12 protein-coding genes are annotated in these 15,578 nt (G+C 64.0%); 4 read left to right on the top strand and 8 right to left on the bottom strand.

Features of this window, described 5'->3' with window-relative positions; all coding sequences use genetic code 11:
- Positions 1-12: 12 nt before the first annotated feature.
- A complete protein-coding gene (locus tag NCHOL11_RS14305; protein ID WP_097093225.1) occupies positions 13-969 on the bottom strand; it encodes an NAD-dependent epimerase/dehydratase family protein in 957 nt (318 codons plus the stop codon).
- Positions 970-1,420: 451 nt separating this feature from the next.
- On the opposite strand from NCHOL11_RS14305, the gene NCHOL11_RS14310 reads away from it, so the two are divergent.
- Positions 1,421-3,991, top strand: coding sequence for a TonB-dependent receptor (locus NCHOL11_RS14310; RefSeq protein WP_097093226.1), 2,571 nt, complete (start codon positions 1,421-1,423; stop codon positions 3,989-3,991).
- Positions 3,992-4,087: 96 nt separating this feature from the next.
- A complete protein-coding gene (locus NCHOL11_RS14315; RefSeq protein ID WP_097093227.1) occupies positions 4,088-4,591 on the top strand; it encodes a lipocalin-like domain-containing protein in 504 nt (167 codons plus the stop codon).
- 16 nt (positions 4,592-4,607) lie between these two features.
- On the opposite strand, the gene NCHOL11_RS14320 is transcribed toward NCHOL11_RS14315, so the two are convergent.
- The 7 genes from NCHOL11_RS14320 to NCHOL11_RS14350 all read right to left on the bottom strand — a co-directional run bounded on the left by NCHOL11_RS14320 (position 4,608) and on the right by NCHOL11_RS14350 (position 13,809).
- Positions 4,608-5,087 (bottom strand): nuclear transport factor 2 family protein, encoded by a 480-nt coding sequence (locus NCHOL11_RS14320; protein ID WP_176502294.1) that lies wholly within the window; start codon positions 5,085-5,087, stop codon positions 4,608-4,610.
- Between the two features lie 27 nt (positions 5,088-5,114).
- Entirely contained in the window at positions 5,115-6,803 is a 1,689-nt protein-coding gene (locus NCHOL11_RS14325) for an FAD-binding protein (RefSeq protein ID WP_097093229.1), read from the bottom strand.
- Between the two features lie 177 nt (positions 6,804-6,980).
- Positions 6,981-7,655, bottom strand: coding sequence for an SDR family NAD(P)-dependent oxidoreductase (locus NCHOL11_RS14330; protein WP_097093230.1), 675 nt, complete (start codon positions 7,653-7,655; stop codon positions 6,981-6,983).
- A gap of 35 nt (positions 7,656-7,690) precedes the next feature.
- Positions 7,691-9,040, bottom strand: coding sequence for a spinster family MFS transporter (locus NCHOL11_RS14335; protein WP_176502295.1), 1,350 nt, complete (start codon positions 9,038-9,040; stop codon positions 7,691-7,693).
- Positions 9,041-9,238: 198 nt separating this feature from the next.
- Complete coding sequence (locus NCHOL11_RS14340; RefSeq protein ID WP_097093232.1) at positions 9,239-10,168, bottom strand: phytanoyl-CoA dioxygenase family protein; 930 nt, start codon at positions 10,166-10,168, stop codon at positions 9,239-9,241.
- 75 nt (positions 10,169-10,243) lie between these two features.
- Complete coding sequence (locus tag NCHOL11_RS14345; protein ID WP_097093233.1) at positions 10,244-11,599, bottom strand: spinster family MFS transporter; 1,356 nt, start codon at positions 11,597-11,599, stop codon at positions 10,244-10,246.
- 122 nt (positions 11,600-11,721) lie between these two features.
- Positions 11,722-13,809: an acyl-CoA dehydrogenase gene (locus NCHOL11_RS14350; RefSeq protein WP_097093234.1), complete on the bottom strand. Its 2,088-nt coding sequence runs from the start codon at positions 13,807-13,809 to the stop codon at positions 11,722-11,724.
- Positions 13,810-13,963: 154 nt separating this feature from the next.
- Here NCHOL11_RS14350 and NCHOL11_RS14355 point away from each other — a divergent pair, with 154 nt between their 5' ends.
- Together NCHOL11_RS14355 and NCHOL11_RS14360 are read left to right on the top strand one after the other, a co-directional pair.
- A complete protein-coding gene (locus NCHOL11_RS14355) occupies positions 13,964-14,779 on the top strand; it encodes an enoyl-CoA hydratase (RefSeq protein ID WP_097093235.1) in 816 nt (271 codons plus the stop codon).
- The gene (locus tag NCHOL11_RS14360; protein ID WP_097093236.1) at positions 14,776-15,567 is read left to right on the top strand and encodes an enoyl-CoA hydratase-related protein; all 792 of its coding nucleotides are present in this window, start codon (positions 14,776-14,778) and stop codon (positions 15,565-15,567) included. The genes NCHOL11_RS14355 and NCHOL11_RS14360 overlap by 4 nt, the downstream gene beginning before the upstream one ends.
- Positions 15,568-15,578: the final 11 nt, after the last annotated feature.

Here is a 15,578-nt window from a genome sequence, read left to right on the forward strand (position 1 = left end):
CCTCTCATTCGGTCATCCTTGGGATGCAGGCGCATCGTGGCTGCTCATGCGGCCGGGGTAAAGCTGCATCATGACGCGGCGCAAGCCTTCGCGCCAGTTGACCCGGCAAGGTCCGGTGATGGCGAGACGCCGTGCGTTGTCGACGCCGGAGCCGGGCTGCGAGCCCGGCGCGGGAGCAATCTCGACACGCGCAGGGAGGCCGAGCAGACTTCCGGCATAGGCGGCCATGTCCTGCACGCTCACCATGTCATCCCCTGCCCAATTGACGATGGTCGCGGGGACGCTCGCAGCATCGAGTAGGGCGGGCAGTTGGGCGAGCAGATCGTCGTCATGGATCGGATTATAGGGGCAGGGATCGGACCGCGTGATCCATGGGCGGCCTTCCGCCACCGCTTGTGCGACCAATGTCGGCAACCCGCCGCGCGGCCCATAGGACGCGCCCATCCGGGCGAGGATGACGGGTATGCCGAACTCGCGCGCGCAATAGCGGGCAACCGCTTCCTGCGCGATCTTCGCGACTGAATAGGCAGTCATGCCGGGCAGCATGGCGTCGCCGAGCGGATCGGTTTCGCTATAGGCGTGGCGCGGGTCGGGGTGCGGCTTGTAGACGGCGACCGTCGACATGATGAGCGCCGCTTCGACATTGCGGCAGTGGGACAGGAGCAGGCCGGTTCCTTCAGCATTGGTGGTGATCGCCTGATCGCAATCGCTGCCTTCGACCGAAGCGGCGAGATGCAAGAGATGCGTGAAGTCGCGGGGGAGGTCGGAAAAGTCTGGCTGCTGGAGATCGACGGCCAGCGTCCTGATTCCCGCATCCTCGACTTCCCGCCGCTGCGCAGGATCGCTGAAGCGGGCGATGCCCCAGACTTCATTGAAAAGCGCGAGGGAACGGGCAAGCGGAACGGCGATCTGGCCAGCGGGGCCGGTGACCAGGATCTTGCGTCCTTGAAGCGTGGGAGATGATGCCATGATCCGAAGCGTAGGCGAGACGCGGCGCGGACCGTAGCGAGGAGTGCGGTTCTACGCATTTCCGTAACGGAGTGGCGTAAATGTGGCTCTAATTAATGGATGAAATGGTGAATTGGCCGCAGTTAGGATATTGATTTCACATCATGGCATGTTATTAGGCCGCCCGAAGTGAGTGCTTACATAACGTTCCGGTCAACGGAGGTGGCGCTGAACCATAAAAAGGGGAGTCCAGATGTGCGGCCTGTATGACATCATGAAGATGACCGGCAGAGACGCCGCAGCAGCACCTGTCCCGAATATCGCCAGCGCGCCCGCCTAATCTTACCCTTGCCTGCATAGGCTGATCCGGTCGGATCGGTAACAAAAATCAATTCAGTAAAAAACGTCTGGAGAGGATTGGGGCTGCGGTGGACGCCGCAGGCCTCTGCACCACATGCATAGGAGAGTGTGAATGTCGTCTGTTATCCGCGCGCGGCGTCGATTGCCGTTGCTTGCCACCAGCATGATGGCTGGTGTTGCCGTGTCGATCGTGGCTCCGGCCGCGCGGGCCCAAACCGAAGCCCAGCCGCAGGGCGCGGGCGAGAATATCGGCCTCACTGACATCGTCGTGACCGCCAACCGGCGCGCGGAACGCAACCAGGATGTTCCGATCGCCATCACCGCACTGTCCGCCGATCGGCTGGAGCAACAGGGCATCGCCAAGGAGCAGGACCTTCAGGCGAGCGTGCCGTCGCTGGTCGTTGGTCCCAACGGTCAGGGATCGCGTGAATCGCAGTCCTTCACCATTCGCGGCCAAGGCGCGACGTTCCAGGCATCGCCGGGCGTCGTCGTTTACATGAACGAAGTGCCGCTGCCCGCTGGCATCACGCTCAGCCAGCAGGGCGGCCCTGGCAACTTCGTCGATCTTGAGAATCTGCAGGTACTGTCCGGCCCGCAGGGCACGCTGTTCGGTCGCAACACGACCGGTGGCGCCGTGCTGTTGGTGCCCAAGAAGCCGACGAACGAGTTCGGCGGCTGGATCAAGGGCGAGATCGGCAATTACGATCGCCGCTATGTCGAAGGCGCGGTCAATGTTCCCGTTATCGAAGACAAGCTCCTGGTTCGCGTCGTCGGCGCATTCCATGATCGCGATGGATTTACGCGCGATGTAGTATGGAACAAGGATCGCGACGACGAACATTGGTATTCAGGCCGCATCGGCATCACCTTCAAGCCGACTGAAACCATCGAAAACTACACCATGATTTATGGTGCGAAGTCCAGCAACAATGGCGCGGGCTTCGTCCACAAGGGCTTCAACATCGAAGGGCTCAAGAGCCTTGTGAACCCTGCCGATGGCTCGCCGGCACCCTTCTGCATCGAAGGGCCAACCATTCCGAACGCGGTCGCATCCTGCGACGTGTATCGCGCTGCATCGGCACAGGCCAATGCATTGGGCCCGCGCAAGACCGCACTCGGGGTCGATATCTTCTCGCGCACCAAGACGTGGGGCGTTTCCAACACGACCGATATCGAGTTGAGCGACGAACTGACGCTGCGCAACATTGTCAGCTTCCAGAAACTGAAGCTGGATTATGCCTATGACAGCGACGGCACGATCCTGCAGCAGCATGATGTTGATCCCAATCGCCTGCCCGCTCCAGGCCAGGTCCTGCTGCCAGGTGACAACACGCCGCTGACATATCTCAATGCGTCGGATCCGGGGTTCCCGCGTGACGATCTGAAGCAGTTCACGGAAGAACTTCAGCTGCAGGGATCTACCCTCGACAAGCATCTGACGTACACGGTCGGCGGTTTCTATTATGACCAGCGGCCTAGCGGCAAGCAGGTTGGCGCAGCGATCGTCTACTGCCCGGCTGCGTTCACCGGATCCAATATCGTGTGTCCGTCAAACTACAGCACTTACGGCACGACCCAGACGTCGAAGGCCCTCTACGCTCAGGCAACGTTCGATTTCGGAGCGGTGTCGCCTGCTCTGGAGAGCTTGCGTCTGACCGGCGGCTATCGCCACACCTGGGACAAGATCCGTGGTTTTTCGACGGCATTCGTACCGGAGATCAATGGAACTGACGCGACTTGCGCATCGAGTGGTCTGACCGTGCCTCTTGCGACTGCCATCGCGGATTGCACCTACACCGCGGAACTGAACAGCAAGGCTTCGACCTGGCTGATCGGACTCGATTACAAGGTGATGCGCGACGTGCTGCTGTTCGGCAAGGTGAGCCGTGGGTACAAAGCAGGCGGGTTCAACCAGCAGGCCGTGTTCACCAACACCCGAACCTTCCAGCCGGAAAAGGTCACATCCTATGAAGCTGGCTTCAAGGCCGACTTCCGGATTGCCGATGTGCCATTCCGTCTGAATACCAGCGCCTATCTGCTGGACTACAAGGACATTCAGCGGGCTGGGGCGGACTATAATCCCGCGTCGGCTGCTGGTGGCGCGGTTGTCCGCAATGCCGACGCGCGGATCAAGGGTGTCGAAGTCGAAGCTTCCATGCAGCCGTTCAAGGGCCTGGAGATCGGTGGTAACTTCAGCCACACTGACGCGAAGTACAAGACATATGAGTTCACCACGAGCACCGGAGGCTTCGGCTGTAACGGTGGCGTGGCGCCGGGTGGCACGGTGGACCTGAGCTGCCTTCCCTTCCAATATGTTTCGCCATACATCTGGAGCATTCATGCGAATGCCACGATACCAGTTGGCGATGACATGGGTGATTTGAACTTCTTCGTGAATTATTCGCACAGTTCGCGTCAGTATACTGATCCCGGCAACGTGCCTGCGCAGCAGCCGGGCGCCTATCTGGAAGCGTTCGGCTTGCTCAACATGTCGCTCGATTGGAACGGTGTCGCGGGCAGCGGGTTCGATGTGGGGCTGTTCATCACCAATGCGACCAACAAGCTTTATCGCATCAGCAACAGCAACGTGTACCAGCAGGGCGGGTTGCTGTATCAAACGAGCCTCTATGGCGAACCCCGCATGTACGGGCTGCGCCTGAAGTATCGCTTCGGCGGCGAGTGAAAGAGAGGGCCGGGGAAACCCGGCCCTTTTTCTTTGTGGACATGCCGGGCGACCAAGGCATCATCGGTATCGATAGAACGGACCGGGAGAGGGTGCATGGTTGCAAACGGATTGCCGGAGCGGCTTACCCGCCCGGAGATGAGCGCGCAGGAGGCCTTTGCCGCGTTCATTGGCGGGTGGCAGCTGGTCCTGTGGACGACCTTTCATCCCGATGGCTCGCGGGATCATCCCTTTGGCACGGATGCCCTCGGCCAGATCATGTACAGTGCCGATGGGCATATGAGCTGTCACCTGATGCAGGCGAACCGGCCCCTGTTCGGCAAGCCCAGCGTGTATCAGGTAAGCGACGAGGCACTCGGGGGATCGATCCGGGGCTATAGCGGCTATTTCGGGCGCTTTTCGATTGATGCGGAAGCCGGGATCATCATCCACCATGTCGATGGGGCGTGGTATCCCGACTGGATCGGATCAGACCAGCCGCGCCATTATGCATTCGAGGGTGATCGGCTGTTCCTGGAAGCCGCGATCGGTGATGATTTGGTGCGGATCGAGTGGCGGCGCGTGGTTACGGGCGCTGCGCGGGAGATGAGTGGCGCGTGATGCGATAACCGCCCCATCATCTGTTTTCCCGAGAGGCAGGATCAAATCCCGGCGGATATTTGCCTGGAGCATGATCGATCCTGTTTGCCCGGATCATGCTCCAGGCCGATAGGGCGGCCATCATGCGTGCAGCCAGCGCCTTGGGCACCCGAAGGGGATTGAGATGTTCAGCGACTGACGAAATGCGGTCACCATTGAAGGTGAACAGGAAAACATAGTCGTTCGTGTAGACCTGACCGACGTCGAACATTCCTTCAGACCGGGCTTCGGCGGCGGCGCGATCGCCCTCCGCAATGATCGCATCGATGTGGAAGGCAAGGCCGTCGGGAAAGATGCTTTTCAGCATGGCGGGTACAGCGCGGTATAGCCGCGCCTCCATCTTCCCTGATGCAGTAGTCCAGCAGGCCAGATCATCCGCGAAGAGATCGGCATCGAAGGCCCCGCTGGTGAGGCCGTCGAAGAAGCGGCGCACAAGCTGCCGTTGCCGGTCAGCCATGCGCGCCATTTCTCCAGCTGGTCAGGATCACGCGTTCGCGCCGGTTATGTCGCGGGCGGCGACATAGGCGAAGGTCATTGCGGGGCCGATGGTGACGCCCGCGCCCGGATAGCTTTCCCCCATGGCTGAGGCGGCATTGTTGCCGACCGCGTAAAGGCCGGGGATGGGCGCGCCTGCATCATCCAGAACCTGGGCCTTTGCATTGGTGAGCAGGCCGCCATTGGTGCCGATGTCGCCGGGATAGATGGGCATGGCGTAGAAGGGGCCCTTGTCGAGCGGACGCAGGCAGGGGTTGGGGCCGTGGCGGAAGTCGCCATACATTTTGTCATAGGCCGCTTCGCCGCGATGGAATTCGGGGTCTTCACCCTTGGTCGCATGGGTATTGAACCGGGCGATGGTGGCCGAGAGCGCCGCCGGATCGATGCCGATCTTGCCCGCCAGTTCCTCGATCGAGCGGCCCTGCTTCAGGATGCTGCGCACGCCCTTGTTATGCATGAAGGTGGGCATGAGCGGGTAGAGCGGGCCCATCGGAAACTGGTGGCGATATTTGTGGTCGAAGATCATCCAGCTGGGGCTGGCGTCGTGATGTTCCGCTTCCCGTCGCGCCATTTGCTGGCCGACGATATGGTAAGAGGCGGCTTCATTGAGATAGCGCTTGCCGCTCTGGTTGACCATGAGGCAGCCGGGCAGCGCCCGTTCGACCGTGCATAGCCGCCCGCGATCTTCGCCGGGCACGTAGAAGACCGGCGCGGCCCAGGCCGATTGCAGGTTCAGCATGTTGGCGCCGACCGCTTCGCCCGCGCGGATCGCGTCGCCGGTATTGCTGGTGACGCCGCCCGAATAGCGGGACGTGGGATAAAGGGGCGAGTTGGCGTCGCGCATCGTCTGGTTCTTGTCAAAACCACCGGCGGCGAGCACCACGCCCTTGCGCACGCCGATGCGGTAGGGCTTGCCATCCTTTTCGACCACGGCGCCAGTGACGCGGCCGTTTTCGCGGATGAGTTCGCTAAGCGGCGTGTCGAGCCAGACGGGCACGCCCGCCTTGTCGAGTGCCATGCGCAGGCCGCCGGTCAGCGCGTTGCCGAGCGTCAGGCGGCGATCCTTGCGCGAGGTCAGGCGGAAGGGAAGGTCGAGCCAGTAGCGCGACATGTTGACGACGAGGTTCTTCATCCAGCCCTTCGTGCGGTAAAGCAGTTCGCTCGTTTCGCTGAAGTGCCAGTTGAGATAGCCGAACAGGCTCGCCGCAGGAGACGCGAAGCGCAGGGTGCGGATTTCCTTGCCGAGCGGCTTGCCGTCCATGGGCATGGGCAGATGGGTGCGATAGCCCTGCGCCGACCCGCCGGGATTTTCGGCATGATAATCGGGATAGGGGAAGGCCATATACTGGACCGGCGTGTTCGCCATGACCCAGCGCAACATGGGCGCGGCATTATCGACATAGGCGCGGATATTTTCGTCCGGCACATTGTCCGCCGAAAGGCCGCGCAGATAGGTGAAGGCGTCGTCGAGATTATCTTCGAAGCCCGCCGCCTTGGCCACGTCGCTGCCCGGGATCCAGATGCCGCCGCCTGACGTGGCAGACGTGCCGCCCCAAAGATCGGCCTTTTCAACGATCAGCACATCGGCGCGGTTGTGCGCTCCGACAAGGCCCGCGAGGAGGCCGCCCGCGCCCGACCCCACCACCAGAATGTCGACTTCCTTGTCCCAATTACTCATTACAGCCCCATTCCGATCCGGGTTCCCAAGCGGACGGGTGGCGCTGCCGCGAACAGGCCGCTGCGCCAATCCCCTCCCGCAATATTCACGCGAACTGTGACCTTACCGGCTATAATGTCAACTCTTGCGTAGCTGCGGCGCGATTTTAGCATGCAAGGGCGATGGTTTGACGGTGGATCAGCAGCGGCCCGTCACCGGGATGCAGGCGCCGGTGACAGCAGCCGCGCCGTCCGACAGGAGGAAGGCAATGACGCTGGCAACCTGCGCTGGCGAGACCCAGCGGCTGAAGTCGGCGTCGCTCATGTCGGCGCGATTGGCGGGCGTGTCGATGATCGACGGCTGCACGGCGTTGACGCGGACGCCATTGTCCTTTTCTTCCTCGGCCAGCGCTTCGGTGAGCTTTGCGATGCCCGCCTTGCTGGCGGCATAGGCGCCCATGCCCGCCCCCGCCTTGATCGCGGAGGCCGCGCCGATGCTGACGATCGCGCCGCCGCCTTCACGAAGCGAGGGGAGGGCGGCGCGCACGGCGTTGACGGCGGTGCGCAGGTTGATGTCGAACAGCGTCGCCCAGGTCGCGACATCGCCATCGGCGACGGTTTCCCAGCGGAAGGTGCCCGCGACGTTGACGAGGGCTGAGAGGGGGCCGTTGGCGTCGATCGCCTGATTGACGGCGGCCGCTGTTGCGTCAGGGTCCGCCAGATCGACGCCGCCCAAATAAGTGCCCTGCGTCCCCGTGCCCGCGCTGTCGGCGCGGTCGATGCCGGTCACCTTGTAGCCTGCCTGGACCAGCGCCTGGGTGACGGCCTGGCCCAATATGCCAGCAGCGCCGGTCACGATCGCGTGAGTTTTCATGCCATCTTCTCCTGTTCGTGGCTCTGTTGCGGCGATCAGAGCGTCGATTCCTTCAATTTTCCCTCGCCGGACAGTGAGGCGGCCTCATCGGAGCGACCGACGCGGGTCAGGTCGTGGGGATAATGGACGGACGCCCGCCAGAAAAGCAGCCCGCCGAAAATTGTCAGCACCGAAAGCGAGAAGAGGCTGATGCGGAGGGATTCGGCACCGAACCGGTCGGCGAGCAAGTCGCTGACGATGCCGCCCAGGACGGGGCCGAAGGCGCTGCCGATGACGTTGATGATGACGACCAGCATAGCGGTCGCCTGGGCCCGTTGGTGCGGCAGGACGAGGCGGGCGGCTGCGCCGAAGGAAGGGCCTGCCCACATCGCGGCCATCATGCCGGTGAGGATGGAAAGCAGCGCGACGCCGGGGACGCGCAGGCCGCCGATCTGGACGGCGGCGCCGCCGGGCAGCGTGAACATGACGATGAAGAGCGGGAAGGCGAGCAGGAAGGCGATGGCCGGGACGCGCAGCTGCCATTCTTCGCCACGCACGCGCAGGCGGTCGACGATGACGCCGCTGAGCAAGCTGCCCGTGATGCCGCCGATCGCCGCGCCGATGCCGAGCCAGGAGCCAGCTTCGACAATGGTCATGCCATGGGACCGCATGAAGAAGGCGGGCTTCCATATGGCGGCGGCATAGCCGAAAATGTTGAACGTCCCGACACCCAGGCCCAGCAGGCGCAGGGAAGGGATCGACCAGCAGCGCCGGATGGCTCGCCACAAGCTTTCGGACGGCTCATCGCTGGGCGTCTGCGCGGCCTTGCTGCGGCGCGGGCCGGTGAGCCAGAGCAGGAGCGCCAAGGGAAAACCGGGGATGGCGAGCGCGAAAAAGGCCCAGCGCCAGCCCCACATCGCGGCGACGGCCGCGCCGCCGGTGAGGCCGAGCACGACGCCGATATAGGTGGAGGCGGAAAGAACGCCCATCGCGCTCGACCGGCGGCGTTCGTCATAGAGGCTGGCGAGGAGAGATTGCGCTGGCGGCAGGCCGCCCGCCTCGCCGATGCCGACCATCAGGCGGGCAATGCTCATTTGCAGCATGTTGCCAGCCGCACCGCATGCCGCCGTCGCCGCGCTCCAGAGCGTGGCCGACAGTGTGAGGACCCCGCGCCGCGACCATCGGTCGGCGAAACGGGCGAGCGGCATGCTGAACAACACATAGCTGGCGACGAAACCGGGCCCGCCGACGAGGCCAAGCAGCGAATCGGACGCGCCGAATTCCGTCTTGATTGCCGGGATGAGGACAGAGAAGACGTGGCGATCCGCGTAGCTGAGCGAATTGATCGCCAGCAGCAGCAGCAAGATATAAAGCGCATAGGCCGGGCGGGCCGGCCTTTCCTCCATGGGCGCCATCATTCTCTCCTCACATTGCGGGCACCCGGTCCGCGCAGCTGAAACTTCATGGCCGGGTGCAATTATCCGAGGAGGCATGGCGCAGGCGCATCAAATTCGCAAGCGCTGAGGTGCACTGATCCGCAAATGTGGAGCGGCGCCGGACGGGCAGGCCCGGCCGGTCCGGCGCCGGCAAACCTCTCCTTTACCTCACCATTCCATCTCTGGCGGGACGATCAGGTCCTTCACGGCGTCAGGGGCATAGGTCCAGGGTTCCTCGAAGCCGACGGAGACCGAACTGTAGCCGAGGATCTGGCGCAGGACCTTGGACGAGCCCTTCATCACTTCAGGGTCGATCGTCATCGGGAAGTTGATCATGGGCTTCCACCAGGGCGGGCAATAGCCGACGATCACGCCAGCGCGCTCCAGGTCCGTCGATGTGTTCGCGCCCGTGCCGTGCAGCAGCAGGTCGGTGTAGATGAGCACGGACCCGGCTGGCGCTTCGGCAGGCACGGATTCATATTGGACCGCCCAGGATTGCGGTTCCGTGTCGCGATGGCTGCCGGGGACCATGCGGGTCGCGCCGTTGGCTTCGACGAAATCATCGAGGCACCAGATGAAGCGGGTCTGCGCGGCACCGGCGGACAAAGGCATCGCGCCGCTGCGGTCGCGGTGAATGCCCTGCTGCGCGCTGCCGGGACGGGTGACGTTGGCGCCATAGCTGTGCACCAGATAGGATTCGTCCAGTGTCTGCGGCCCCAGCAGTTCGCGGGTGAGCTGAAGCGGCATTTCATGTTCCAGAATGTCGCGGAAGAAGCGTTCCCGGTTCATCAGATGGCAGCCCGACATGCGGCGGTTGAGATCGTCATTGTCGGTGTAGAAACGGCGCACGCGCTCTTCGTCGATCGCTTCTTCGCGGGCGATTTCGGCGGCGAGGAAGTCGCGCATCTCGCGCGCCTTGTCCCGGCTGACGACCTCTGCCGCGATCGCATAGCCCGCGCGGTCGAGATCGGCGCGGATCTGATCCATGTCCTTGGTCGGTTGCGGCAGGGGACCGTCAAATTCCAGATGTTTTACGGGGCGGGTGTCCATCGCGCCCATATTGTGCGTGACTTGGCGTTTCGCGTTTCCGGTGGCCATGGCTTATCCTCTCTCTCCTATTCGTCCGTGTTCCGGATCGTCCTTATTTTATAATCCCGGCCTCACGCAATCAATTCAAACGGCCGTTGTACTTTCCTGCTTGAGGGCGCGCACCGCCATGGTCCAGTGCCAGGCGGCCCACAGGAAGAAGGCGGTGAGGCAGATCAGCGCATCCCGCAGGCCAAGCGCCGCGTCACCCCCGCGCAGATAGGCGAAAGCGTCGCTGAGCACGCCTGCGGCAAGTGGCCCCATCGATACGCCGATCAGGTTCGCCGCCACGATGTTCACGGCGCTCGCCCGCGCACGCATCGACACCGGCGCGAGGCTTTGGATGAGGGCGATGGAGGGCGCGGTCCAGAAGGAGCCGACAATGTAGCTGGGGATCAGGATGAGTAGAACGCTCTGCCCATCCGCCATGCTGAGCGCGACAATGTCCAGCGGTATGGAGAGGAGCATGCCGACGATCGGCAGCCAGAGCGCCATGTGGAGGCCTGACTTGGCAAGGCGCGTCCCCTGCCAGCCGCCTGCCCAGGTGCCGATCGCCCCGCATATGCCGGTCAGCAGGCCAAGGCCGATGCCGACATGCGCCAGGCTCATGCCATGGTTGCGGATGAGGAAGGAGGGCAGCCAGGTCGAAATGCCGGTCTGGGCGAAGGCCATGATCGCCGTACCGGCGACGATGTGGACGAAGGCGCGCCGTCGCGCCAGCACACGCAGGCTCTGGAAGAAAGTCAGCGACTCTGGCGTTTGTGCCGGTTGATCGGAGGGATATTCGGTTCCGCCACGGATCGGCTCGCGGGCGATGAGGGGAAAGAGGATCGCGATCAGGATACCGGGGACACCCGCCAGCAGGAGAGCCGTGCGCCAGTCCGTCGCCTGCGCGACGATGCCGCCGATCGAAAGGCCCGCCATGACGCCGACCGGCACGCCGATGGCGAAGAGGCCTGCCGCAGCGGGGCGCTCGCGGGGCGGGTAGAGATCGGAGATGAGGGAGTGGGCGGCGGGGGCGAAGCCTGCTTCGGCAAGTCCTACGCCCATGCGCGCGGCGAAGAAGGCGCCGAAACTGCGGGTGAGGCCGCAGAGCGCCGTCATGACGCTCCAGCTGGCGGTGAAGAGCGCGATCAGCCGCACTCGATTGACGCCACGATCGATCAGCTGGGCGATGGGAATGCCCATCAAGGTGTAGAAGATGCCGAAGGCCCCGCCGGTCAGCAGGCCGAGTTCCCAGTCAGCGAGCTTGAAGTCGGCCTTTATGGGTTCCTGAAGGATGACGACGATCTGGCGGTCGAGATAGTTGAGGCTGTAGATGAAGGCGAGCATCAGCAGCATTGCCGTGCGGCGTCGGCCCTGGAGCGGGGGTGATGCGGCGATAGCGTCCGGTCCAACCGCCGGGAGGGCATCTGACATGGTCAGCGGTGCCGGGTTCGTCATCAGCTTGTCTCCCAGGGAGCCGCCACATGCGCAACGGTTCAGGTCATGGGAGCCAAGATCATCGGATCGCGATCAGGATCAACGCGGGTGCGCAACTTTCCGCGCATATGGAAGCCCGCAGGTCAGGCGCGGGGCAGGCCGAGGTGATGCTGCGCGATGATGGTGCGGTGAACCTCGCTGGTGCCGCCATAGATGGTCTGCCCGATTGATTGGCGGTAGGATTCCTCGATCTTTGCCAAGGCTGGCGTTTTATGAGCGAGCGTGCCGGGCGCGGCCAGCGCGGCGAGATCGGCAGCGTCAGCCATGTAGATTTCGGTGGTGAACATCTTGGCCATCGGGCCGATGGAGCGGGTCATCCGGCCTGCCTCTATCGCCCAGGTGACGCGGCGACACATGAGGTCGGCGATTTCCAGATGGGTGCGCACGCGGGCAAGGCGGGCGCGGACGGCTGGCTTGTCGATCGAGCGCTTGCCCGCCGCGTCGCTGCTGCCTGCCCAATCGAGCGCGGCGCGCATGAGGCTGTGGTGATAGATGTGATAGCCTTCGCCGCCATGTTCGATTTCCATGGCAGCGGCCATGACCTTGAGCCCGCCATTGACTTCGCCCAGCCGGTAGCGATCGGGCACGCGCACTTCGTCATAGAAGGTGATGTTGGTGCGTTCATCCTGGAGCGTGTCGACCGGCTGGATCGTGATGCCCGGCAGGCTCATGGGGAAGAAGAAGATGGTGATCCCCTTATGCTTGGGCGCGTCGGGATCGGTGCGGGCGAGCATCAATATATAGTCGGAGATATGGGCGCCGGTGGTGAACATCTTTTGCCCGGTGATGATCCAGTCATCGCCATCGCGCACGGCACGGGTGCGGGCGGCGTACATGTCCGATCCTGATGCGGGCTCGGTAAAGCCAAGGCAGGCGAGCGCCGATCCGTCGGCGAGGCGCGGCAGCACTTCGGCCTTCAGTTCGGGCGAGCCGAACTTCATCGTCATGCGCGCGCCCATGTTGGTGCAGCCGATCGGGATGCGGGAGATGCCGAATTCCTCGAACACGCGGCCGAGCGCGGTGACTTCCATGGGGCTGCGGTCCTGACCGCCCCATTCACGGGGCCAGTCGGGATAGGCGAGGCCCGCTGCGGCAAGCTTGCGGTGGAGGTCGGGCAGGTGGCCGTCGGTGGAGGTGGCGGCTGCGCTTTGCAGTTCGGGCGTCACGACGGTTGCGAGGAAGGTCCGTACTTGCGCTGCGAAGGCTTCTTCGTTTGCGGTGAAGCCCATGTCCAGGCCGGGATCGCCCGCCTCGGGCAGTGCGGTCGTCGTGCCTGCCCAGAGGCGATCGCCCGCGTCGACCAGCCGGTCCTCCGGATCGCCTTCCGCCAAGGCCACGCGATCGATCGCCAGGAAATAGAGGTGGATGTCATATTCGTCGGACAGGCCATAGCCGCCGAAGGTGCGCAGCGCTCGGCGCACGGCGGCTCGCGCGGTGGTGGCGGTCCACCAGCTGGTCATGGCGGTGAGCGCGCCTGCTTCGGGCTGTTGCTGGGCGACGCCCCAGATGGTGCGCCATAGCAGCAGGCGGCCGCCCTCCATGTCGGTGATGGAGTCGGCGAGGGGGAAAGCCACCCCCTGAAACGCGCCGATGGGCTGGTCGAACTGCTTGCGTTCGGTGGCGTAGGCGGCGGCCATTTCGATGGCGCGGGTGCCCGCGCCGACCAGCCAGGCCGAGCGGAGCAGGGTTCGTTCGGTGAGGGCGGCTTCGAATGATTGCCGGGCCGCGTTGCCGCCGGCGATGATGCGCGCTTCGCCATTGGGCATGGCGGCGTGGATGGCGTCGGATTGCCAGCTGAGCCGGATGCAGCCGTCCTGCGCGTCGAAGCTGATGGGCGTAGAGGATGCCTGTTCGAGCAGCGCGGCGGCGGCTTCTCCTTCCAGTTGGCCCAGAAGCGCGCAGGCGGCGATGCCGTCCGCGATCGGTAGGGGGGCCGCGCCCCGCCCTGCCGCTTCGCAGATCAGCGCGGCTTCCATGAGGCCCATGCCAAGGCCGCTGCGGTCTTCTGGCGCGCGCATGGTGATGAAGCCCATCTCGCCCGCCTGGCTCCAGAGGCTGGCGTCGACGGCGCCTTTGGACGCGCGGGCGGCCTGCACCACCTCTTCGCGATCGAAGAAGCGCAGGGCTGCTTCCTGCATCATCGCCTGCTGTTCGCTGAGTTCGAGATTCATGCCGTTTTCACCTTGTTCGCGCCCTTCTGCTTGGCCATCCTGAAGCGCAAGATGTCAATTTGGCGGCGGCGCGCTTCCGGCAGTGCGGAAGGGCGCGGGTAACGGATGTCCGCAGCGCCGATCGCGCGCAACCAGCGGTCCAGGAGTAAGGCAGATGGTAGAATATATCCGTTACGCGGTCGAGGAACGGGTGGCGACGATCACGCTGGATCGCGCTGACCGGGCGAACGCGCAGAATGAACCTTTTTTGCAGCAGTTGAACGAAGCGTGGGAAAAGGCGGCGGCGGACGAGTCTGTGCGCGTCATCCTGCTGCGTGCGGAGGGTAAGCATTTTTCCGCCGGGCATGATGTGAGCGCGGAGGCCATTCGTGACGGGTCGTTCAACCGCATTCGCGAGACGATCCCGGAGCGTGGGCTGCTGGGCATCCATGAATGGGAAGCCAAACATTATCTCGGCTATTCCAAACGCTGGCGGGATATTCCCAAGCCTTCGATTGCCGCGGTTCAGGGCGCTTGCATCGCGGGCGGGCTGCTCCTTGCATGGCCATGCGATCTGATCATCGCGGCTGACGATGCGCGCTTTTCCGATCCGGTGGTGCTGATGGGCATCGGCGGGGTCGAATATCATGGGCATACGTGGGAACTGGGGCCGCGCAAGGCGAAGGAGATGCTGTTCACCGCCAAGCCGATCAACGCGCATGAGGCGGAACGGCGGGGCATGGTGAACCGGGTCGTGCCGCGCGCTGAGCTGGATGCCGAGGCGCTGGCGCTGGCGCGCGAAATTGCGCAGATGCACCCGCATGCGCTCGCCATGGCGAAGCGGGCGGTGAACCAGACGCTCGACATCATGGGGCAGAGCGCGGCGCTGCAAAGCTGTTTCGATATTCACCAGCTGGGCCATGCGTCGGCCTATGGCCAGACCGGCGAGTTCATCGTGGCGGGCATGGACAAGGTGAAGTCCCACTCATGAGCATCCTGACGCAGGTGGAGGGGGGCGTCGCCACGCTGACGCTGAACCGGCCCGACCGGCTGAACGCGGTGACGGAGGCGATGCTGGACGAGATCGCGCTGACCCTGCGGGGTTGGTCGGTCGATCCGGCGGTACGCTGTGTCGTGCTGGCGGGTGCGGGGCGCGGGTTCTGCGCGGGTTATGATTTGTCGGGCGAGGGTAAGGAGACGCGGGCGGAGCCGATGCGGGCCGATGAGGCCGCGGCGCGGATGAGCATTCATGCCGAGATTCCGCTGTTGCTGCACCGCATGCCCAAGCCGACGATTGCTTGTTTGCGTGGGCCGGTGGCGGGGAGCGGGCTGGTGATGGCGGCAGCGTGCGACCTGAGGATTGCGTCGCGCACGGTGAAGTTCAAGCTCGCCTTTGCCAGCGCCGGGCGGTGCGGCGATCCGGGGGGCAGCTATCTGCTCACCCGGCTGCTCGGCGCGGCGCGGGCGCGGGAGATGTTCCTGCTCGACGAGCCGATGCTGGGGGACGAAGCGCTGGCGAGCCGGTTAGTCAATCGGCTGGTTGAGGATGAGGCGCTTGAGGGTGAGTGCGCCGCCCTGGCGGCGAAGCTCGCCAGCGGGCCGACGGCGGCTTTTGCGGCGATGAAGCGCAATCTCAACGCGGCGGGAGTTATCGCGCTGGAGGAAAGCATGGCGCAGGAGGCGGCGGCGAACGCGCAGATCAGCCTGTTGTCGCATGATGCGAATGAAGCAGCGCTGGCGTTCATGGAGCGGCGCACGCCCAATTTCCTGGGCCATTGAAACGCAAGGAA

Origin of the sequence: Novosphingobium sp. Chol11, assembly GCF_900218065.1 — a bacterium.
Lineage (GTDB): Bacteria > Pseudomonadota > Alphaproteobacteria > Sphingomonadales > Sphingomonadaceae > Sphingobium > Sphingobium agri.

Bases quoted from the DNA above. Each gene is read 5' to 3' on its own strand.
- NCHOL11_RS14340 (WP_097093232.1), bottom strand. From the start codon at position 10,168: ATGGCCACCGGAAACGCGAAACGCCAAGTCACGCACAATATGGGCGCG.
- NCHOL11_RS14310 (WP_097093226.1), top strand. From the start codon at position 1,421: ATGTCGTCTGTTATCCGCGCGCGGCGTCGATTGCCGTTGCTTGCCACC.
- NCHOL11_RS14355 (WP_097093235.1), top strand. From the start codon at position 13,964: ATGGTAGAATATATCCGTTACGCGGTCGAGGAACGGGTGGCGACGATC.
- NCHOL11_RS14345 (WP_097093233.1), bottom strand. From the start codon at position 11,599: ATGACGAACCCGGCACCGCTGACCATGTCAGATGCCCTCCCGGCGGTT.
- NCHOL11_RS14320 (WP_176502294.1), bottom strand. From the start codon at position 5,087: ATGGCTGACCGGCAACGGCAGCTTGTGCGCCGCTTCTTCGACGGCCTC.
- NCHOL11_RS14315 (WP_097093227.1), top strand. From the start codon at position 4,088: ATGGTTGCAAACGGATTGCCGGAGCGGCTTACCCGCCCGGAGATGAGC.
- NCHOL11_RS14330 (WP_097093230.1), bottom strand. From the start codon at position 7,655: ATGAAAACTCACGCGATCGTGACCGGCGCTGCTGGCATATTGGGCCAG.
- NCHOL11_RS14305 (WP_097093225.1), bottom strand. From the start codon at position 969: ATGGCATCATCTCCCACGCTTCAAGGACGCAAGATCCTGGTCACCGGC.
- NCHOL11_RS14350 (WP_097093234.1), bottom strand. From the start codon at position 13,809: ATGAATCTCGAACTCAGCGAACAGCAGGCGATGATGCAGGAAGCAGCC.
- NCHOL11_RS14360 (WP_097093236.1), top strand. From the start codon at position 14,776: ATGAGCATCCTGACGCAGGTGGAGGGGGGCGTCGCCACGCTGACGCTG.
- NCHOL11_RS14325 (WP_097093229.1), bottom strand. From the start codon at position 6,803: ATGAGTAATTGGGACAAGGAAGTCGACATTCTGGTGGTGGGGTCGGGC.
- NCHOL11_RS14335 (WP_176502295.1), bottom strand. From the start codon at position 9,040: ATGGAGGAAAGGCCGGCCCGCCCGGCCTATGCGCTTTATATCTTGCTG.